This window comes from Halobacillus sp. AWH4_228 (genome assembly GCF_056158365.1).
The window spans coordinates 2,665,030-2,683,427 of record NZ_JBSWTE010000001.1 but is presented as its reverse complement, the minus strand read 5'-3'; the positions used below and the strand labels follow the sequence as shown (position 1 = coordinate 2,683,427).

21 protein-coding genes and 1 pseudogene are annotated in these 18,398 nt (G+C 48.7%); 16 read left to right on the top strand and 6 right to left on the bottom strand.

Features of this window, described 5'->3' with window-relative positions:
• Positions 1 to 85: 85 nt before the first annotated feature.
• From ACXADP_RS13810 to ACXADP_RS13785, 6 genes are all read left to right on the top strand, one after another.
• Positions 86 to 625 carry a hypothetical protein gene (locus tag ACXADP_RS13810; RefSeq protein WP_474971718.1) on the top strand — a complete coding sequence of 180 codons (540 nt, stop codon included), beginning with the start codon at positions 86 to 88 and terminating at the stop codon, positions 623 to 625.
• A gap of 571 nt (positions 626 to 1,196) precedes the next feature.
• Positions 1,197 to 2,144 carry a cytochrome aa3 quinol oxidase subunit II gene (gene qoxA / locus ACXADP_RS13805; protein WP_474971717.1) on the top strand — a complete coding sequence of 316 codons (948 nt, stop codon included), beginning with the start codon at positions 1,197 to 1,199 and terminating at the stop codon, positions 2,142 to 2,144.
• Positions 2,145 to 2,168: 24 nt separating this feature from the next.
• Positions 2,169 to 4,112, top strand: a complete 1,944-nt coding sequence (gene qoxB, locus ACXADP_RS13800; RefSeq protein WP_474971716.1) for a cytochrome aa3 quinol oxidase subunit I — start codon at positions 2,169 to 2,171, stop codon at positions 4,110 to 4,112.
• A gap of 1 nt (position 4,113) precedes the next feature.
• Entirely contained in the window at positions 4,114 to 4,719 is a 606-nt protein-coding gene (qoxC, locus tag ACXADP_RS13795) for a cytochrome aa3 quinol oxidase subunit III (RefSeq protein WP_474968077.1), read from the top strand.
• A 1-nt stretch (position 4,720) separates the two neighbouring features.
• On the top strand, positions 4,721 to 5,104 hold the full coding sequence (gene qoxD / locus ACXADP_RS13790; RefSeq protein ID WP_474968078.1) for a cytochrome aa3 quinol oxidase subunit IV: 384 nt from the start codon (positions 4,721 to 4,723) through the stop codon (positions 5,102 to 5,104).
• Between the two features lie 25 nt (positions 5,105 to 5,129).
• Positions 5,130 to 5,348 carry a cytochrome C oxidase subunit IV family protein gene (locus tag ACXADP_RS13785; RefSeq protein ID WP_474968079.1) on the top strand — a complete coding sequence of 73 codons (219 nt, stop codon included), beginning with the start codon at positions 5,130 to 5,132 and terminating at the stop codon, positions 5,346 to 5,348.
• Positions 5,349 to 5,375: 27 nt separating this feature from the next.
• Here ACXADP_RS13785 and ACXADP_RS13780 read toward each other — a convergent pair whose 3' ends face one another.
• Together ACXADP_RS13780 and ACXADP_RS13775 are read right to left on the bottom strand one after the other, a co-directional pair.
• Entirely contained in the window at positions 5,376 to 5,672 is a 297-nt protein-coding gene (locus tag ACXADP_RS13780) for a hypothetical protein (RefSeq protein ID WP_027953750.1), read from the bottom strand.
• A 239-nt stretch (positions 5,673 to 5,911) separates the two neighbouring features.
• Positions 5,912 to 7,315 carry a cell wall-binding repeat-containing protein gene (locus ACXADP_RS13775; RefSeq protein WP_474971715.1) on the bottom strand — a complete coding sequence of 468 codons (1,404 nt, stop codon included), beginning with the start codon at positions 7,313 to 7,315 and terminating at the stop codon, positions 5,912 to 5,914.
• A gap of 272 nt (positions 7,316 to 7,587) precedes the next feature.
• Between ACXADP_RS13775 and ACXADP_RS13770 the strand changes: the two genes are divergently transcribed.
• Entirely contained in the window at positions 7,588 to 8,145 is a 558-nt protein-coding gene (locus ACXADP_RS13770; RefSeq protein WP_027953751.1) for a GNAT family N-acetyltransferase, read from the top strand.
• Positions 8,146 to 8,164: 19 nt separating this feature from the next.
• A complete protein-coding gene (locus ACXADP_RS13765; protein WP_474971714.1) occupies positions 8,165 to 8,512 on the top strand; it encodes a VOC family protein in 348 nt (115 codons plus the stop codon).
• A 49-nt stretch (positions 8,513 to 8,561) separates the two neighbouring features.
• Here ACXADP_RS13765 and ACXADP_RS13760 read toward each other — a convergent pair whose 3' ends face one another.
• Positions 8,562 to 8,741: a hypothetical protein gene (locus tag ACXADP_RS13760; RefSeq protein ID WP_474968082.1), complete on the bottom strand. Its 180-nt coding sequence runs from the start codon at positions 8,739 to 8,741 to the stop codon at positions 8,562 to 8,564.
• 224 nt (positions 8,742 to 8,965) lie between these two features.
• Positions 8,966 to 9,232, bottom strand: a pseudogene (locus ACXADP_RS13755) (alpha/beta hydrolase); the annotation flags it as partial.
• A 55-nt stretch (positions 9,233 to 9,287) separates the two neighbouring features.
• On the opposite strand from ACXADP_RS13755, the gene ACXADP_RS13750 reads away from it, so the two are divergent.
• The 7 genes from ACXADP_RS13750 (at position 9,288) to ACXADP_RS13720 (ending at position 15,460) form a co-directional block, all read left to right on the top strand.
• On the top strand, positions 9,288 to 9,500 hold the full coding sequence (locus ACXADP_RS13750; protein WP_474971713.1) for a hypothetical protein: 213 nt from the start codon (positions 9,288 to 9,290) through the stop codon (positions 9,498 to 9,500).
• Between the two features lie 101 nt (positions 9,501 to 9,601).
• Entirely contained in the window at positions 9,602 to 10,399 is a 798-nt protein-coding gene (locus ACXADP_RS13745; RefSeq protein WP_474971712.1) for a helix-turn-helix domain-containing protein, read from the top strand.
• A gap of 198 nt (positions 10,400 to 10,597) precedes the next feature.
• Positions 10,598 to 11,608, top strand: coding sequence for an ABC transporter substrate-binding protein (locus ACXADP_RS13740; RefSeq protein WP_474968086.1), 1,011 nt, complete (start codon positions 10,598 to 10,600; stop codon positions 11,606 to 11,608).
• 15 nt (positions 11,609 to 11,623) lie between these two features.
• Positions 11,624 to 13,648 carry an iron ABC transporter permease gene (locus ACXADP_RS13735; RefSeq protein WP_474971711.1) on the top strand — a complete coding sequence of 675 codons (2,025 nt, stop codon included), beginning with the start codon at positions 11,624 to 11,626 and terminating at the stop codon, positions 13,646 to 13,648.
• Between the two features lie 186 nt (positions 13,649 to 13,834).
• Positions 13,835 to 14,803: a diaminopimelate epimerase gene (gene dapF, locus ACXADP_RS13730; protein ID WP_474971710.1), complete on the top strand. Its 969-nt coding sequence runs from the start codon at positions 13,835 to 13,837 to the stop codon at positions 14,801 to 14,803.
• 3 nt (positions 14,804 to 14,806) lie between these two features.
• Positions 14,807 to 15,202, top strand: a complete 396-nt coding sequence (locus ACXADP_RS13725; RefSeq protein ID WP_474968089.1) for a secondary thiamine-phosphate synthase enzyme YjbQ — start codon at positions 14,807 to 14,809, stop codon at positions 15,200 to 15,202.
• A 141-nt stretch (positions 15,203 to 15,343) separates the two neighbouring features.
• On the top strand, positions 15,344 to 15,460 hold the full coding sequence (locus tag ACXADP_RS13720) for a putative holin-like toxin (RefSeq protein ID WP_412098073.1): 117 nt from the start codon (positions 15,344 to 15,346) through the stop codon (positions 15,458 to 15,460).
• A 376-nt stretch (positions 15,461 to 15,836) separates the two neighbouring features.
• Here ACXADP_RS13720 and ACXADP_RS13715 read toward each other — a convergent pair whose 3' ends face one another.
• Positions 15,837 to 17,078, bottom strand: a complete 1,242-nt coding sequence (locus ACXADP_RS13715; protein WP_474968090.1) for a YeeE/YedE family protein — start codon at positions 17,076 to 17,078, stop codon at positions 15,837 to 15,839.
• Positions 17,079 to 17,536: 458 nt separating this feature from the next.
• Between ACXADP_RS13715 and ACXADP_RS13710 the strand changes: the two genes are divergently transcribed.
• A complete protein-coding gene (locus ACXADP_RS13710; protein ID WP_027953760.1) occupies positions 17,537 to 17,773 on the top strand; it encodes a hypothetical protein in 237 nt (78 codons plus the stop codon).
• Positions 17,774 to 17,854: 81 nt separating this feature from the next.
• On the opposite strand, the gene ACXADP_RS13705 is transcribed toward ACXADP_RS13710, so the two are convergent.
• The gene (locus ACXADP_RS13705; RefSeq protein WP_474971709.1) at positions 17,855 to 18,370 is read right to left on the bottom strand and encodes a GNAT family N-acetyltransferase; all 516 of its coding nucleotides are present in this window, start codon (positions 18,368 to 18,370) and stop codon (positions 17,855 to 17,857) included.
• Positions 18,371 to 18,398: the final 28 nt, after the last annotated feature.

Sequence of the window (18,398 nt, the reverse complement as noted above, 5' to 3'; positions counted from 1 at the left end):
TGGTCCGGCTTTTTCTTTTGTTACACAGGGAATTTCACCCATATATGATAAAATGAGTCATAAACATGGCAAGGAGGAGAGCGGATTGAAACAGGTGTATACGATCATGCTCCTCGTTCTGCTCTTCAGTATTTCAGCAGGATGCAGCAAAGGGGAGCCCGTCCAGGAGGGGAAAGAAAAGTCTTTTTCGTCTGAGAAAGAAGCGGTTGAACATTTTCTTGATGAACACCCTGGAAGTGATGTGGAATCCATTGTGACGACGGTCGGTGAAAAATTGTGGGTCACACGTTCAGCTAATCACGCGTACAGCATCTTCGGTATGAAAGAAGAAAGGGGAAACTATGCAGTCGTACGGATTTCCGCCCAATTATCCCTTCATAATACAATCGGTGGAAAAGCGGAAGTCACGTCTCCTCAAGGAACAGATTATACGGTGTCGTTCGTGAAAAAAGGAAAAAGGGATGAACTCGCAGGAGCGGTGACAGCTTCATATTTTACCATCTTTAATGGCGGGGCAGAGGCCGCTGTACATGAGGGACACGTTCTGGATACGCAGGATCCTCATAGAGGAGAGAGTGCGGTGCAGTCGTCTGTGGCCATACAAATGAAGGAATCTGCAAAATGAGTGAGGGAAACGGCTTCCGGTGAGGAGGCTTTTTTTATGACTCCAAAAACCGATTCAGATACGTGGGCTGCCGATAAATAGTAGAGAATTGTCGAAAGATGTGATTAGATGATAGGTAGAAGGATGCAAAGTTGCTTAAAGGACATGTTCAGGAGTTTGAGAAGCAGACAGAAAGGCAATAGATTCCCAGACCGTTAATGGGCAAGTTCAGCACTTAGAGGAAAGGAGGCATCATGAACGGCTTCTGCTGATTACTCTATACATCATGACGGACCCCTGTCGAAGTGAGTCGGCACATCTTTAACAGCAGTTTACAAAATCTGCTTCTCTTCAAGGGGAATGCAGGTTTTTTGTATGTAAATATGACTATTATTTCCTTATATTTCCTTGAAAGCGTCTAACTTGTGTCGATTTATTAACAATGTCTTGACTCTTCTTTGACAAAATCGTGAACGGTTGTTTGCATTTTTGTAATTTCTGATATAATTTATCAAGCGTTATGATCTATAAGAACAATATAGATTCTTAGTTTCATACTTATATAGGTTGGTTGATAGGAGGGTGAAAACTAATGAAAGCTAAGCATCTTCGTAAAAGATGGTTTGGGCTGCTTCCACTTGGATTGATTTTGTTCCTTAGTGGGTGTGGGCAGCTTGAGATGACAGTGCTCGATCCCAAGGGGCCTGCAGCAGAAAGTCAATATGAACTGATTAAATATTCTCTTTGGTTTATGTTAGGCATCATCGTTGTCGTATTCGCTCTTTTTGCGTTCATGGTCATTAAATATCGTGAGAATCGTCCCGGACGTAAAGAAAGCGATTATGCTCCGAATCTGCACGGCAATACCACGATTGAGATTATCTGGACTGTCATTCCGTTAATCATCGTTATTCTACTGTCGATTCCGACAGTGACAACATTGTTTGACCTGGAGAAACCTGCAGAGCCTGCAGAAGGGGAAGAGGCTAAAGAGCCGCTTGTCATTCATGCAACCACAGCCGACTGGAAATGGTTCTTCAGCTACCCTGAAGAAGACATTGAGACAGTCAACTATCTGCACATTCCAGTGGATCGTCCGATCGAATTCCATTTGACATCCGCGGATTCCATGACAGCCTTGTGGATTCCTGCTCTAGGCGGGCAGAAATACAACATGGCGGGCATGATGAACATTCTTTATCTGGAAGCTGACGAAGAAGGCGTCTATGACGGACGTAACTCCAACTTCAACGGCGAAGGGTTCGCTGCTCAGACGTTCAAAGTCCACGCAGAACCTGAAGAAGACTTTAATACCTGGGTCAGTGGCATCCAGAATGAAGCCCCTGAGCTGTCCAAAGAACAGTATGAGGAGCTTCTGAAGCCGGGCTTGACGGAAAAAGATGCTTATTCATCCACTCACCTGGAGTACTATGATCATGGTACTCATGAGGGAATGGGCTTTGTAGCCGAAAACTATGCAGAACTCTTTAAAGAGAAACTGCACCTGGATGAAATTGAAAAACAGGAAGAATTTCAATAGAACGTTAAGAAAGCAGGTGAAAACATGGGCATTACAGATATATTAGTCACCGGTGAGCCGATTATATATGCCGCCATGGTCTCCATAGCGCTTGTATCCATCGCCATTCCTGTCCTATTAACTTACTTTAAGAAGTGGGGCTGGCTCTGGCGTGAATGGCTGACGACCGTTGACCACAAAAAAATCGGTGTCATGTACATTCTCAGTGCATTGCTGATGTTATTCCGCGGCGGTATGGACGCCCTGATGATGCGTGTCCAGCTCGCTTTTCCAGACTTGGGATTCCTCGATTCCCAGCACTATAACGAAATTTTCACAACGCACGGAACGGTCATGATCATTTTCATGGCGATGCCGTTCCTGATCGGTTTGATGAACATTGTTGTTCCATTGCAGATCGGAGCCCGTGACTTCGCGTTTCCTTGGTTGAACGCCATGAGTTTCTGGTCCTTCTTCATTGGAGCGATGCTCTTTAACATTTCCTTCGTCATCGGTGGATCACCAGATGCCGGTTGGACAAGCTACACACCACTTTCCGGTGCGGCATTAAGCCCGGGACCGGGTCAGAACTTCTACCTGATGGGACTACAGCTATCCGGTATTGGTACACTGGCAACGGGAATTAACTTGATGGTAACCATCCTTAAGATGCGTGCTCCTGGAATGAAGCTGTTCCATATGCCGATCTTTACATGGTCCACTCTTGTCACATGTTTCATTATCGTATTTGCGTTTCCGATCCTGACCGTTGCGCTTGCACTTCTTACGATCGATCGTATCTTCGGAGCTCACTTCTTCACGCTGACAGCGGAAGGACTTCCGATGATGTGGGCCAACTTGTTCTGGATGTGGGGCCACCCTGAGGTTTATATCGTTATCCTTCCGGCTTTCGGTATCTTCTCAGAAATCATTGCCACATTCGCGAAGAAGCGTTTGTTCGGTTATCACGCGATGGTCTGGTCGATGATCATCATTGCTCTGTTAAGTTTCCTTGTATGGGTGCACCACTTCTTTACAATGGGAGCCGGAGCCTTTGTTAACTCTGTATTCTCTGTATCTACGATGCTGATCGCAGTGCCGACAGGGGTTAAAATCTTTAACTGGCTTGCGACGCTGTATAAATCGAAAATCGAGTTTACGGTTCCGATGCTTTGGTCTCTGGCCTTTATTCCGAGTTTCATTCTCGGCGGGGTTACAGGGGTTATGCTCGGAATGGCCGCAGCGGACTATCAGTTCCATAACTCGTACTTCCTTGTTGCGCACTTCCACTATGTACTGATCGCGGGTACAGTCTTTGCCTGCTTCGCGGGTCTTGTATTCTGGTATCCGAAGATGTTCGGTCACAAGATGAACGAACGACTTGGAAAATGGGCATTCTGGATCTTCTTCTTCGGGTTCCACGTCTGCTTCTTCCCGCAGTACTTCCTTGGTCTTGACGGAATGCCGCGCCGCCTGTTCATTACGAACGTCGTCGAGTGGCTGCCATTGAACGTCATTTCCACCGTCGGAGCATTCGGAATGGGACTTGGGTTCATCGTCTTTGTCTACAACGTTTACTACAGCTTCCGTCATGCGGAACGCGAAAAAACAGGAGATTCCTGGAACGGGAACGGCCGTACGCTCGAATGGGCGACAACGACGCCGGTACCATTCTACAACTTCGCTACCGTGCCTTACGTGGATGAAATCGATCCTTACGTACGCATGAAAGAAGAAGGTAAGACAACATTTGACGAATCACAGCTGAAGCCGATTCACATGCCGAGCTACAAAGCAACGCCGATCATTATGATGGCGTTCCTCGGACTTGCAAGCTTTGGTCTTGTATTCGAATGGATGCCAGTAGCCATCTTTGGTCTGATCGGTGGAGTCGCTGTTATGATTCTCCGCTCCTTCGACTATGATGACGGCTATTACGTATCTGTAGAAGAAATCAAACGCATTGAGCGAAAAGCAAGGGGGTTATGATATGGCTGCTGAAGAACTGAAAACCGGACCATTGGAATACCGGACTCAGGAAGGACGCATGACCATTCTTGGCTTCTGGATATTCCTTGCCGCAGAAGTTGTCCTGTTTGCGACACTTTTTGCGACGTATGCCGTGTTGTTCGGCCGTACAGGTGATGCGCCGACACCCATGGAACTATTTGAGCCGGGCATTGTCCTTGTCATGACCTTCCTGCTTCTAACGAGTAGTTTTACCTGCGGTCTGGCCATTCACCAGATGCGCAGAGGGAATGTCAAAGGCCTGATGACGTGGATGATCGTCACACTCGCACTTGGCTTTGGATTCCTCGGCTTTGAAATATACGAGTTTGTACACTATGTGCATGAAGGAGCCAGCTTAACGTCCAGTGCTTACTGGTCTGGATTCTTCGTCCTTGCCGGAACACACGGGCTTCACGTAACGCTTGGTACCGGCTGGGCCATCCTGCTGCTTATACAGATTGCAAGACGCGGTCTGACGAATGTAACGAGCCGCAAATTCTTTATCATCAGTCTTTACTGGCACTTCCTTGATGTTATCTGGATCTTCATTTTCACATGCGTATACCTCATAGGGATGGTGATCTAAGATGGCAAAAACAGATAAGAAAGTACCTATGAATCACGTTATCGGTTTTGCATTGTCCCTCATTATGACACTGCTTGCTGCCTGGGCGGTCATTCAATCCGACCTGCCTGTCACTTGGGTGATCGTGTTCATCATGGTTCTCGCGTTACTACAAGCGGGCGTCCAGTTGTTCATGTTCATGCACATGACTGAAAAGGAAAGCGGCGGTGGGGCGGTTCCATGGAACATGATGTTCCACGGATTCGCTCTTGCGGCTATCCTTGTAGCCGGCTCCCTCTTTACGATGTCATTCGGGTTTGACCACGGCGATCATGGCGATCACGGGGGAGAGCACGAAGAACACATGGAGATGGATGATAGTGAAGGAGACCACAGCGGTCACTAAAATACACATACGGGGGTGAGAAGGAATGGAAAAGAGAGATGAGATCAATCAGGAAGAAGCCAGGGTCAGCCATTGGCCCTGGAAGGACCTGGTTGGGTTTATCCTATGTATTGCACTAACAGCATTTTCGCTGACAGCGGTCTTGTATTCCTCTTACCAGCCCACGTATGTATTTATGATTCTGACCGGACTGGCGTTTACACAGGCGATGATTCAGCTTGTGAAACTCCAGCCCGGGCATTAAAAAAAAGACACGCCTCTTCCTGACGTATCAGGAAGGGAGCGTGTCTTTTTCTTTGGCGAGATTTGCCTGATATCCGGGGCTTTGTTCAACCGTAGCAATGATGAACAGGATCCAGGCGATTTGTGATCCGATCAGACCCGCGTAAAACATGGACCACGTAACGGAAAAGGCTGCGGGAGCCGTGTATAGGATGATTTGGAAGTAGTACACCCACATCCCGACGAGCAGGACGGATTGGGCAACTGCAAGAGCCGGCTTTTTCAACTGTAAGAATAAAAATGGCGTAACGGTAGACAATAGAAGGAACATGACTAATACACCCACGATATTCATCTCCTTTTCATTCTGTAGATGTTGAAAACGTTTTCTTTATATTTATATTGTAACAGAAAGTTCTCATTTTGGACACAAAATGTTCGAATTTATTTCAAAAAAAGGCTTGCGCCCTTATTATACGGCGGTTGGGGAGGATTTATACATGGAGAATCTGTGACAAAAAGCAGAAAAGCCGCCGGGAATATCCACGGCAGCCTTGTTATCCGGTGGCATTCACCGAAAAGATTTTAGTCAAACAGATCCCAAATATCGTCTTCCACATGTTCACTGACCGCACCTGTACCCCCGAGAATGGTGAACATCAATGTATCATTCTGCTTCACATAAGCTTTGACGGTGGGATCCAGCTTCGTTTTTGGAGTAAGCAGAAGAGGGGTGCCATAAGAAAGGACAGAGCCCGATAACGCATCAGCGAAGTGGTCCCCTGTAGCGATCGTCACTTGGAACGGATCAAGGTCAAAATAGTCAGCAATGGCGACGGAAGTATCGTAGCGGTTTTTACCGGATATACGATCTGGATCAGGAAGCTGCTTGAACACGTTTGAACCGACTGCACCTGTGCCACCGACGACAAAAGAAGTGTCATAAGACTTCAACGCCTCAGCGGTCGCCTTCGGAAGACGGTCTTTTTCCGTTAATAGAATCGGCATCATGTACATGGAAGCGACAGGCCCCATAGCTAAAGCATCCGGGAAGTTGCGTCCATAGGCAACAATGACTTCATCTGTTGGAGGAAGTTCATCAGCGATAGCCGCCGCTGTCGCATACCGGTCTTTGCCCGCGATACGGTCGACGTCCATACCAAGCTGCTTCAAGGATTTTTCTACTTGTTTAGAAACCGCTCCCGTTCCTCCAAGAATGGTCACAGATTTCGTATTCAGTAATTGGAGCGTGGATTTCGTAATGTCAGGAAGGCTGTTCTGCTTTGTTAACAGAATCGGAGCCGCATACATAGAAGCCAGAGGCGATCCGGCCAAAGCGTCCGGGAAATCCTGTCCAGTCGCAAGGATAACGTGTTCGACCGGGTAGCCGCCGCTGCTTCGGGCTGCGATGAACGCAGAGGTTTCATATCGGTCCTTTCCGGCAATGCGCTCGATGTAAGGCTCTTCTTCATACACGTAAGAGTAAAGGTAATACATGTCCCCGCTGTTCACATTTTTCAGGTCGGAAGCCTCCAGATAATAGGTGCCTGGCTGCAGGTAATAATCTCCGAAGTATCCGAATTCATCCGTCCATTCATCGAAAGCGTCCATTTTCTTTTGTTTTTCATCGTAAACAGTGATGTTCAAGTCCATCTTTGTTTCTTCCTCTGTATGAATAGAAAGGCCGATGTTTACTTCTTCATCGCCGTCAATGGTCAGCTTATAAAGGTCTTTGTCTTTGTTTGTGAATGTCCCGGTGACAAGATCATCTGTGGAGATCTTATTGGCCTGGGTAAAGGTATTATTGGGTTCCTTTTCTTCGATAAAACCCCAATCCTCATCATTTGTACCCAGAAGCCGGATTTCATTAAGGTTCGGTTTTTCAACCTCCGTCCCCTTTTTCGATGTATCCACCGCTGCCTCTGCGGAAGGTGCGAATAGTGTGGCTGCAAGTAATAGTGCTGCTGACAATCCCCATGTTTTTTTCAATTCGTTCGTTTCTCCTCTGCCCCATTTTATTTGTGCTTTTTGTACAAGTCACTCAAGGTCCATCGTTCCAGGCTTCACCTTCCATTTCTTAACACTAAGAGGATTATATAGGAATAGATGAGAAAAGGGTATCTATTTTATTTGCCAGAATTCGACAAGGACATGAACTTGACAGATCTTTTATTGAACAATGCGGTTTAGTTTGAAATAATAAGGAAGAAGACAATCCTAAGTAAAACACTGGTACGGACATGGAAAGGAAGCGTAATTTTTTGACACAGACAAACGAAGAAACCCTGTATCTCGCTAAAGCAACGAAACAAGATATAGCTGACTTATACTACTGGTCATTCATTGAGGAGCGGCAGGAAGCGAAGGAATGGAATGCTCCCTATATAGAGGAGAAGAAAATGAACCTGGATGAATATGAAGTGCTCTGGCAGAAAGAGCTTGCTCCAGGAATACCGGACGGCCTCGTTCTAAGGATGGACGACCACGTCATCGGCTATGTGGGGTCCTACTGGCTGGACCGCCAGTCCGGCTGGCTGGAGACAGGTATCGTTATCTTTGACTCGCGGTATTGGAACGGTGGGTACGGTTCCTTCGCCTATGAGAAGTGGATCGAATACATCTTTGAAAATACATCCATCCACCGCCTCGGCATGTCGACATGGTCGGGGAATACACGGATGATCCGGGTGGCTGAGAAAACCGGGATGATTGAGGAAGCCAGAGTGAGACAGGCCCGTCTCGTTGATGGAGAATATTACGATGCAGTGAAAATGGGGATGCTCCGCTCGGAATGGGAAGCCTTCCGCCGTAAGCCGTAAATAATAAAGGGGGAGACCAATGAAACATCGTATCCATACATGCTTTATTCATCTGTTATATTTTGATCGGACGAAGGAATGGTATAAACGTGTGCTGCCTTTTGACATTCAGGAAGAAGGAGATGGGTACTTGACGTTTGATTTGGAAGGAACCGGCCTTGTCCTGCTCCAGGCACAGACAGACGCAATACGGCCGCTGCCTTATGCTCCTTTTTTTCTGGAAACGGAAAATATTGAAGAGACGTACCGGGAGTTAAAAGCAAAAGGAGTCAAAGTCGATGAAGTGGAGTCCTTCGGAGGTTCCATCTATGGCTGTCACTTTTACGATCCGGAAGGGAATCAGCTTTTAACCTGTTCGGTCGAATAAAAAAGAACCGGGACTGAGGACAGTCCCGGTTTATTGTTATCCCTTATCCTCAGCTTTCTGCAGGCATTAGGGAATGGTCGTTGTTTCCGCATTCCGGACATTGTGTCCAGACGACGTAGGTTACTTTTTCGTCAAAGTTTTTCTGTACGACTTTAATAACTTTCAGCTGGTGATGGAAGCAGCTTGTGCAGCGATCTTTAACCAACTGTCCGACTTTCGTTTTCATCATGTGTATCACTCCTGAACTCTTAAAGATTAGTACCGAAGCTTCAAGAGTTTTTCCAGTATAACGTATCAGAAGGAGCAGCGTCAAAGAAAGTTCGGCTTATGCTGTCTATTTCCGTTGACTTGTTTATGTTCACTGGTTTGTACTACACGGTCCATGGTCAGCTGTGGAGGCTGTCTCGCATTTTTTAAACCATAAAAAGACCGCCCCGGTACAGGGGCGGTCTTTTACGTTTGGACTCGGGTCTGTGTGTTTAACCCTTTTTTCAAAGCTTGGATATATTCATCTTTCGCCCGGACGGCCAGATCTGCATCCGGGTTAACTCCTTCAAAACCGTGATAGGCTCCTGGGAACAGGTGGAATTCTACATCTACACCAGCTTCGGCGAGCTTTGTCACATAGGCGATCGTCTCACTTCGGAATGGATCGAGCTGACCGACGCAGGTATACGTATAAGGCAGGCGGCTGTAATCCGTTTCTCTTGCAGGGGCGGCGTTGTCCCATGCAGGTTATGTAACAGCACAGGGTGGAAGATATGGAGGTTATCAAATGGCCAAGTCTCCCGGTGAAATTACAGTGAAGGAAGTCTATCAAGCGCTGGGAGATACCCGGATCACACCGTTTTACACCGTGCCGTCGACAGGCGTCGAGTATTTCATTGCTCAGATGATCAGTCATGCAGAAGCACGCTTTCAGGAAGAGTTGGAACAGTTTACGATCCAGCACCTTCTCGATCAGAAAGATGGACGGAGGAAATCTTAAGGTTTTCTCCATTTTTTTGTGGAAATTTCAAAAAGATAGACACCAACTCCCATCCTGGTTTCGATTATCGTGTATACCGGATTTTTTGGGAGGCGGAACAAATGATTGGGATGAACATAAAGGAACAGCAGCGTTTCCAGACAAAGCAGGAGCTCGACCGGCATGTACGGAGTTACTTATACCAGCGTAAAGCCTTTTTATCGGAAGGAACGATGGAAGTCCTCCGCTATGTATGGCGGCACGCTGTCAAATTTCCAGGCGTCGCTTTCCCGAAACGGTCGACCATCGTTTCGGCCGTCTCCTGTAGTGAAAGCACGGTCGTCCGCGCTCTCCGTACTCTCGAAAAAGAAGGCCTGATAGAGAGAGTGAAAACAAAGAAGCCGAACGGCCGGCAGGGAGTGAATTTGATCGTATTTCTTCCACAGCCGGATGTTTTTTTACCTTCCGATGACACCCCTGATGATCCCCTTCGTGACACCCCTCTACCCTCTGCTGAGTCAAGCGGCTCTAGGTCCCATCCCTCCAAAACCCTTCAGGAAACAGAGACGAACCTGAGAAAAGCTTCTTTTAGTAAGGTTGACCCCCTCGATCATTCCCACCTGCCATCGTTCATTGCCATTCCATTTATTGAAGCCGCGCGCCCTTTTCTATCTCCCTCTGATGTTCTTAAAGCCTGGCGTACGGTTGAACGTGCGTGCCGCCGGTTGGAGGTCGAGGTGATGGATTACATATCAGAAGTTGTATTAACATTTAAGCAGGCGGTTTTCGCCTGGAAGCATGGATGGGTGAAAAAAGAATTATTCCCTTATTTTTATGGAGGACTCGTCAAACAACTACATGCAGCAGTGAAGAAAGAAACAAGGAAAAGATTGGTGGGATATGACTGGGTGGATAGCTGAGAAGTTTTTTGTCGAAGGAAAGGAGGTATAGAACCGAAGAGTCTGAAAAATTCCAACAACCGGCATTGACAGGTGCGGGGGAGTGGGGTAGCATATGAAATGTAATGAGATTGAGAATCTTTATCATTTAGTTGATTTAAGGGTATAAAGAGAACTGGATGATGGATTCCGAATTGAATAAAAGAGAGGATGCTACATATGAAGAAATTTTGGCTGTTTGCACTTATACTCGGCCTCGTTCTGCTGGCTGCCTGCGGCGGAGGAGAGGAAGAATCAGCAGAGGAGTCCTCCGGAGAGGAAAGCACAGAAGAATCCTCTTCTGATGAGAGCCGCTCTGTAACGATTGAGGACGCTTCAGGAGAAAAGACGATTGAAGGCACTCCTGAGAAAGTGGTCGTATTAGAGTGGACCTATGCAGAGGATCTACAGGCGCTTGGCATGGAACCTGTTGGTGTTGCTGAACTGGACGCCTACGGGGACTGGGTGAACGTCGGGATTCCATTCAGCGACTCTGTTGAGAATGTAGGGACACGTCAGGAGCCGAATCTGGAAGCGATTTCCCGTTTGGAGCCTGATTTGATCATCGGTGTCCAGTTCCGTCACGAAGCGATTAAAGAAGAACTTGAGAAAATCGCTCCAACGGTCATGTTCGCTCCTTATTCTGAGGAAGCGGCCCAGGATCAATTTGCCAACATGAAGGAAGAATTCAATACGGTTGCAGAAATCGTTGGTAAACAGGATAAGGCTGAAGAAGTCCTCACTAATATGGAGGATACGTTCTCCGAGCAGCAGTCCCGTTTAGAAGAAGCTGGTAAAGAGGGCATGAACTACGTGCTCAGCCAGTCCTTCACCCTGCAGGATACGCCGACACTGCGTTTGTTTACAGACAATTCCATGGCCGCCCAAGTGATGAACAATATGGGCATGACGAATGATCATGAATCAGAAGAACTGGAAGTGTACGGGTACACGGAAACAACGGTGGAAACCCTGCAGAACTATCAGGACACGAACTTCTTCTACATCGTGCAGGAAGAAGACAACATCTTCGAAAACCAGCTGGCCGGCAACCCGGTATGGGAAGAACTGGCCTTCGTAAAAGAAGACCGCACCTATCAAATGCCGGGGGATGCCTGGACATTCGGTGGACCGCTGTCTGCGGAAGTGCTGGCTGAACAGGTCGTGAATGCGGCACTGGAAGAAGAATAAAGTGAGTGTGTGCACATGAACACAACGATGAAGAACACAATAATGGCGGTCTCCACCTTCGGGGGTGGAGCCGCATTGTTGTGTCTTTTAACTTTTATACATATCAATCAAGGAAACGTGGATCTTCTGTTTGCGACGGTGATGGATGCACTTTTCCGCCCGGAAAATACGTTGGAGCACCATACGGTAAGGACGCTTCGATTACCCCGGGCCGTTATGGGGATTCTTGCCGGTGGAGCTCTTGCTGTATCCGGTGTCATCCTGCAGACGGTCACGAAAAATCCGCTTTCTTCATCAAGTACGCTCGGCATCCACTCCGGTACGTACTTTGCTGTAGTCGTCACAACGATTTTTCTGCCGGCTGCATTGGTCGGTAATGGCATTCTCACGGCCTTTCTGGGCGGGATATTGACATTCGGTTTTGTCTACGTTCTATCCGGAGGTGGAGATGCGACTCCGGTGCGTATGGTACTGGCGGGGATGATTGTCACCTTCTTGTTTTCCTCCCTGACATCGGTCCTTCAAATCTTTTATGAGAATGAAACGCGTGGTCTCTTCTTGTGGGGATCAGGGACTCTCGTTCAGAACGACTGGGGCGGAGTGGTCTTTTCGCTTCCGCTTATAGCCGTGTGTGTGCTGATTGTTCTCGCTTTTTCAGGGAAATTAGACACACTGACTCTCGGAGATGACGTGGCGACGGCGTTAGGGCAGAATGTGAGAAACGTGAAGCTCATCACCATCCTGGCTGCGGTGCTGCTGACGAGTGTGACCGTCAGCATTGTCGGGCCGATTGGATTTGTCGGTCTGATCGCCCCCCATTTAATGAAGCTGATCGGCTACAGGTCACATCTGCTGCTTATTCTCGGCTCCTTTTTGTGGGGAGGAAATGTGCTGCTGCTTGCAGATGTTCTCGCCCGTATCATCGATCCCTCTTTTTCTGAGCTTCCTGTTGGGGCGATCACGGCGCTTGTCGGTTCGCCATGGCTCATCTGGCTTGTCCTGCGGATGAAGCGCAGCAATTCTCAGGACAGCGGAGCGGTGATGGCCGGCCGGAACTCCATCAGCATGCCTCTTGGAAAAGTGCTTCCTGTTCTGGCAGCCATTATCCTGGTGACTGTTGGTGTCAGTCTCGTATCAGGGAACTACGGATTTGAGCCGCTCGTCGGTTTTCAGGCTTTCTTCGGGGAAGGCAGCACGTTTATGCAGGACATGATCGTGAACTTGAGGCTGCCGAGGGCCCTCGTGGCCTTGTTCAGTGGAGCGGTCCTTGCATTGAGCGGACTCATTTTTCAAGGGGTGCTGAGAAATCCACTCGCCGACCCGTCCGTCATCGGTATAACCTCTGGTGCCGGAGTAGGGGCGCTTATGACGATGTATTGGTTCAGTGTATCTGCCATCTGGATCCCTGTCGGAGCTATGGCCGGAGCGGTGGTCTTTTTCATCATCGTGATGGTTCTCGGCGCCAAAGCTGAGTTCCAACCGACGGTGCTCGCCCTGCTCGGCATCGGTATTTCTGCTTTCGGGTCTGCGCTTATCCAGATCATGGTCGTGCAGGCTGATCTTGGTGTGGCCTCTGCGCTTACGTGGCTGTCCGGGACAACCTATGCAAAAGGGTGGGACGAGCTTATCCAGTATTTGATCTGGCCGATGCTGCTCCTAGTCCCTGTTCTTGCCTTTTCCATTAAAACGCTTGATGTTTTAGGTCTTGGGGATGATACAGCCAAAGGGCTGGGGCTGCGCGTAGTGAATGTGAGGTTCCAAATGGCACTGATGGCTACGCTTCTCGCAGCTTCCAGTGTGGCGGCTGTTGGTTCCATAGGTTTCGTAGGATTGATTGCCCCGCACCTGGCCCGGCTGCTCGTGGGTAGTGCCAATCAGAAGCTCCTGCCGGTCACCATGCTGATTGGCGGCGTGCTCCTGGTGACGGCGGACTTATTCAGCCGGACGCTTTTGGCACCTAACGAAATTCCATCAGGAATCCTGGTGGCCATCATCGGGGCCCCATACTTCCTTTGGTTGATGAAAAGAAGGTCTGCATGAGGGTATCATGCCTTCAATCAATCGTGAAGGATGGGTGGTTGAACAGCAGGAAGACAGGGGATCAGCGCCCCTGTCTTCTTTGTTACGTTCACCTCGGACTTTTTACAAAATTCAAACGCTCACGCTTCATTTCCGAATGAAATATGCTAAGATAGGGAGAAAAAAGAACGTGAAAGGGAGAGGTTTATGAAGCTGCCATACATCAAATGCCACGGGTCAGGGAACGATTTCATCCTCATCGATGAAATTGAGCATGATTTTACATTTACCGAGGAAGAAAGAAGAGAGCTGTCGCTTTTGTTATGTGATCGAACGAATGGCATCGGCTCCGATGGCATTTTATTTGTCATGCCGAGTGAGAAAGCGGAAGGCCGGATGCGGATGTTCAACTCCGACGGATCGGAAGCGGAAATGTGCGGCAACGGTCTCCGTTGTGTAGCCCGCCATATGATCGAAAAGCTCGGACATACATCGATTGCGATCGAAACGCAGGAAGCGGTCCTGCCTGTAAGCCAGGTCGCTGAAATTTTCCCGGATATCGATACGTTTTCGGTTCAGATCGAGCCGGTATCGTTTGCCCCTGCTTCCCTTCCTATGATTCATGATGGAGAGCAGGCGGTGGACAGTGCTATCCCTGAACTTTCTGATAAGCGGACATTCACTGCCCTCAGTGTGCCGAATCCCCATATCGTCAGCCTGATGGATAACGTGGATCAGGTTGAGCTTGAACGAATCGGCCGCCGCGCCAACGAACTGCCTGAGGTTTTTCCGAAAGGGGTGAACGTCAGCTTTGTCCAGGTGCTGGAGAAAAATAAAATCTTCGTCCGCACGTATGAACGAGGCGTAGGACTGACGAATGCCTGCGGTACAGCCATGTCCGCCTCGTCGCTCGTATCCACCATCCTGGGTCCGAACGATCTTGATACACCGATTGTCGTCATTAATAAAGGTGGTCTCGTCAACTGTGTTGTTGAAAAGAACGACGGACGTTTCTCTATCCAGCTGCGCGGGAATGGAACAAATGTATACGAAGCTGTGGCTGATGTTGATCTTGAAAACAGCCGCTTCGGGGTAACAGGACAAACGTTTTTTGATAAGGAAAACGAAACGTATGAAAAACTGGAAGCTTATGCTGCTTCCGAAATTGGAGGGTAACCGATGTTGAAGACGTTTCATGTACGCACAGACCATCATGACCAAATGATTGATGTGACCAGCCAGGTGCAGGACTGGATCCGTGAAGAAGGTGTGAAGGACGGCGTCGTCATCGTCTCTTCCATGCATACCACCGCCGGGCTCACGGTAAATGAAAATGCCGATCCTGATGTGAAAACCGATATGCTCCGCCGTTTCCGCGAAGTGTACCCGTGGGATCAGGCCGAAGATAAACATGCAGAAGGCAACACAGCTGCGCATATGAAAACGAGCACCGTCGGTCATGCACAGACGTTGATTGTAGAAGACGGCCACCTTGTACTCGGCACGTGGCAGGGGCTGTATTTCTGCGAGTTTGACGGCCCGCGCAGCCGTAAATTCGTAGCTAAAGTGTTATAAGTGAAAGAGCAGGCACTGCGCCTGCTCTTTTTTTAGGTAGAAAAGCCTGTCACATTCGGCCAGCAGGCCATGCTATAATTTAGAAAGGATAGTGGTTCCTGCCAGTTGAATAGGGTGTCGGCTGATCCCCATGTCTCAAAGATGGAGGGGGTGATGCCTCTGAGTATGTATGAATCGCTGATGGTGATGATCGCGTTCAGTTCCCTGATCGTGTCTTTGCTTGGTTTGATTGTAGCGATTTTACGCATAAAAAAATAGACTCCCTATTCTGACGTGAATGCGGGTGAGTCTATTTTTCATGTAGGCTGCGCCCTTTGGCAGACCAGCTATCCGTAGAGGGGATCACAGTGCCAGCTGTGGTCCCTTTTCTTATGTGTATCCTTTATCTGCTTTTATCATACCACATTTTCCGGAAAAAGAAACCTGAACGAGCGTTCCTGTCCTTTGCCAGTCTGCGGGATATCGGTCTTTTTTCGGTTATATCAGCCGAAACGGCGCTGATATCGGTCTTTTTGTGGATATATCGGTCAAACCCGCAGCATATCAGTCAAACCGCGGATATATCGATTTCACCTCTGACGCAGCCATATAAAAATATCCAGCACGCCTGAACAAAGGCATGCTGGATAATCGATCAGCAGATCGAATCTTTCGGGTTCGGGTTTTTCAATCCGAACAATGGCCGCAGGAAGAGGGCGAGATACGTTCCGATCAGCGCCATAATCATCCATACCCAGCCGTGCAGGCTGAAGGAGGCAATACCGCCGAAATACGCGCCGATGTTACAGCCGAAGGCCAGGCGGGCGCCGTATCCCATGAGGATTCCACCGATGATGGAAGCGAAACCGATCCCCGGTTTGATTTTACCCGGCTTGAAGTTCCCCTGCGCACTGGCAGCGATAAAGGCACCAAGGATGATGCCGAAGTTCATGACACTTGTAGAGTCTGCAAGCACCGTCTGATTAAGGGGCGCTGGGTTCTCAGACCAGTACTGCCAGCTCGCCACATCGACACCGAACATCTGGATGAACTGGGATCCCCAAAGCGCAAACGCAGATGTAATGCCCCACGGGTTTCCGCGGACAGCAAGGGTGATGGCGTTCAATACACCGAGGGCGACAGCGGCGGCGAGAAGCGGCCACGCGCCACGCCATAGACGTTTAAGCCCGGTGGTCGTTTTCAATGGTTCCATCCGCGGCGGGTTCTTTTTCCTGGCGAACTTCACCGTCACACCGTAAATGCCGAGGAAGATGAGAAGCTGGAGAATCCACCCTCCGAAGTAGCCGAGTCCTGTGGATTCAGCAAGAGAAATCGCAGGAAGGGCCGGAGTTTCCCGCCAGAATCCGATGTGATAGGCACCGAGGACAGACCCTGCGATAAAGCCGAGCAGAGTCAGAACCATGGAAGACTTTCCGCCACCGACCGTGTAAAGAGTACCAGATGCACAGCCGGAACCCAGCTGCATCCCGATACCGAAGATGAAGGAACCGAATACAACACTCACGCCGACAGGGAAAACGTACCCTTGCGGAGTGGTTCCGGTAAAGCTGAAGCCTGTACCTAAAATGATGGCAAAGCCTGTCGTTGCGACAGCGAGCATCAGCATGTGTGACTGCAGTCCCTGGACGTTACCGACAGAAAGCAGCCGCCGGAAGGCTGATGTAAAGCCGAATCGTGCGTGAAGCAGCACGAGACCGAAGGCGAGTCCGATGATAAACAGAACCCCCTGCGTAACATTGGTCATGCTGATAATTGTTATGAATAAAAGCAGGGAAGCGATGATGCCAGCCCACATGAACGGCTTTTGGACCGGATCAAGCTGGGCAGGAATCGTAGACCGGCTGGACGCCGTCTGATGAACTGCTTGTTGCTGCATGTGCTATTCCTCCTAATTCCGATTTGTTTAATGAGCTTTAAACATTCTAACCGACCAGTCTTCTATTTGTAAACCAGTTTGCATACAATGGTTGTACAAAGAGAACACAGATCATTCTTTACGGAGATTTAACACTATATGGCAGATACAAGTGGTACACTCAAAGTGTGGACAGGAAGGTTGAATACAATTATTGGAGGGATGTCTTATACCTGTCGTTCGCTCATATGTCACTCGCTGGTTTTTCTTTGTTTGTATCAACTCAAACCGAAGAACTTCTTGGCGTACATCAGGCGCACCTCCCCCTACATAAAATATAATGAAAAGCGGCGCGTTACGCGTGGCTTTTTTTGCTTGATCTGCATAATTTTCATGCAGGAAAGGGAATTCTACGATTAGCAGACAAAAAAGCCGGGTATGGGTACATTAATAAGCCTACATAGGAAGGAATGAATGCAATGCCGAAGAAGAAGGAATGGCACGTAATTTTCCTGTTGGACAGCAAGAGGGTCGTCACCCACGATCTTGAATTGAGTGAGGAAATGGACGAAAAAGAAACCTCCGAATTTATTGTCAAACAGCTGGACCGTGGCACATGGTGGTTCCTTGAGGATGGCGTAGCGCTTCACACAAGCGGAGTGGAAAGCTTCTATCTTGACCGCTGTGCCCGACGCACACGTTTCAGCAGAGATTGACGCCCACCTTTCTAAATTATGGGGAACGATTGAGAAGTATGATAAAAAGACCGGATGATGTTCATCCGGTCTTTTTCATGTTTACAGAAAAGGCTGGGAATAATGGACAGTGCCGTTGATGTCTTTCAGGACGCCGGGCTGCAGTTCAAGAGCCATGAACGACTCTCCCGGTACTTCAAATGGCGCTTCAATACCCCAGTGGGAGGCGGGGTGGAAACCGAACTTCGGATAGTAATCCGGGTGGCCGAGGACGATGACGGAAGAAAAGCCGAGCGCTCCGGCTTTTTCCAGGCCGTGTTGAATGAGCGATGAACCGATTCCCTCGCGCTGCCTCTCCGGGTCGACGGCTGCCGGTGCAAGGGCGAGGGATACGTTATCTCCAATCGTGATTTTGGTGAGCAGGAGATAACCGATGATTTCACCGTCATCAACGGCTGTTAAGGCCAGTTCAGGAATAAAAGCTTCAGAGGTGCGCAGTCTTTCGACCAGCAGGTGCTCGGTATGATCGCTGTGCTCTTCCAGCGCAAATGCACGTTGAATAAGTTTTCCGACGGACGTTACGTCAGACGGCTGTTCCTGTTGAATGAGTACAGGCATAAAAAAACTCCCTTCGTTATCTAAAAGG

Coding starts and splice junctions, on each gene's coding strand:
- ACXADP_RS13750 (WP_474971713.1), top strand. CDS start 9,288: ATGGCCAAGTCTCCCGGTGAAATTACAGTGAAGGAAGTCTATCAAGCG.
- ACXADP_RS13710 (WP_027953760.1), top strand. CDS start 17,537: ATGCCGAAGAAGAAGGAATGGCACGTAATTTTCCTGTTGGACAGCAAG.
- ACXADP_RS13735 (WP_474971711.1), top strand. CDS start 11,624: ATGAACACAACGATGAAGAACACAATAATGGCGGTCTCCACCTTCGGG.
- ACXADP_RS13745 (WP_474971712.1), top strand. CDS start 9,602: ATGATTGGGATGAACATAAAGGAACAGCAGCGTTTCCAGACAAAGCAG.
- qoxB (WP_474971716.1), top strand. CDS start 2,169: ATGGGCATTACAGATATATTAGTCACCGGTGAGCCGATTATATATGCC.
- ACXADP_RS13785 (WP_474968079.1), top strand. CDS start 5,130: ATGGAAAAGAGAGATGAGATCAATCAGGAAGAAGCCAGGGTCAGCCAT.
- qoxA (WP_474971717.1), top strand. CDS start 1,197: ATGAAAGCTAAGCATCTTCGTAAAAGATGGTTTGGGCTGCTTCCACTT.
- ACXADP_RS13740 (WP_474968086.1), top strand. CDS start 10,598: ATGAAGAAATTTTGGCTGTTTGCACTTATACTCGGCCTCGTTCTGCTG.
- ACXADP_RS13705 (WP_474971709.1), bottom strand. CDS start 18,370: ATGCCTGTACTCATTCAACAGGAACAGCCGTCTGACGTAACGTCCGTC.
- ACXADP_RS13715 (WP_474968090.1), bottom strand. CDS start 17,078: ATGCAGCAACAAGCAGTTCATCAGACGGCGTCCAGCCGGTCTACGATT.
- ACXADP_RS13760 (WP_474968082.1), bottom strand. CDS start 8,741: ATGATGAAAACGAAAGTCGGACAGTTGGTTAAAGATCGCTGCACAAGC.
- ACXADP_RS13765 (WP_474971714.1), top strand. CDS start 8,165: ATGAAACATCGTATCCATACATGCTTTATTCATCTGTTATATTTTGAT.
- dapF (WP_474971710.1), top strand. CDS start 13,835: ATGAAGCTGCCATACATCAAATGCCACGGGTCAGGGAACGATTTCATC.
- qoxD (WP_474968078.1), top strand. CDS start 4,721: ATGGCAAAAACAGATAAGAAAGTACCTATGAATCACGTTATCGGTTTT.
- ACXADP_RS13725 (WP_474968089.1), top strand. CDS start 14,807: ATGTTGAAGACGTTTCATGTACGCACAGACCATCATGACCAAATGATT.
- ACXADP_RS13720 (WP_412098073.1), top strand. CDS start 15,344: ATGGAGGGGGTGATGCCTCTGAGTATGTATGAATCGCTGATGGTGATG.
- qoxC (WP_474968077.1), top strand. CDS start 4,114: ATGGCTGCTGAAGAACTGAAAACCGGACCATTGGAATACCGGACTCAG.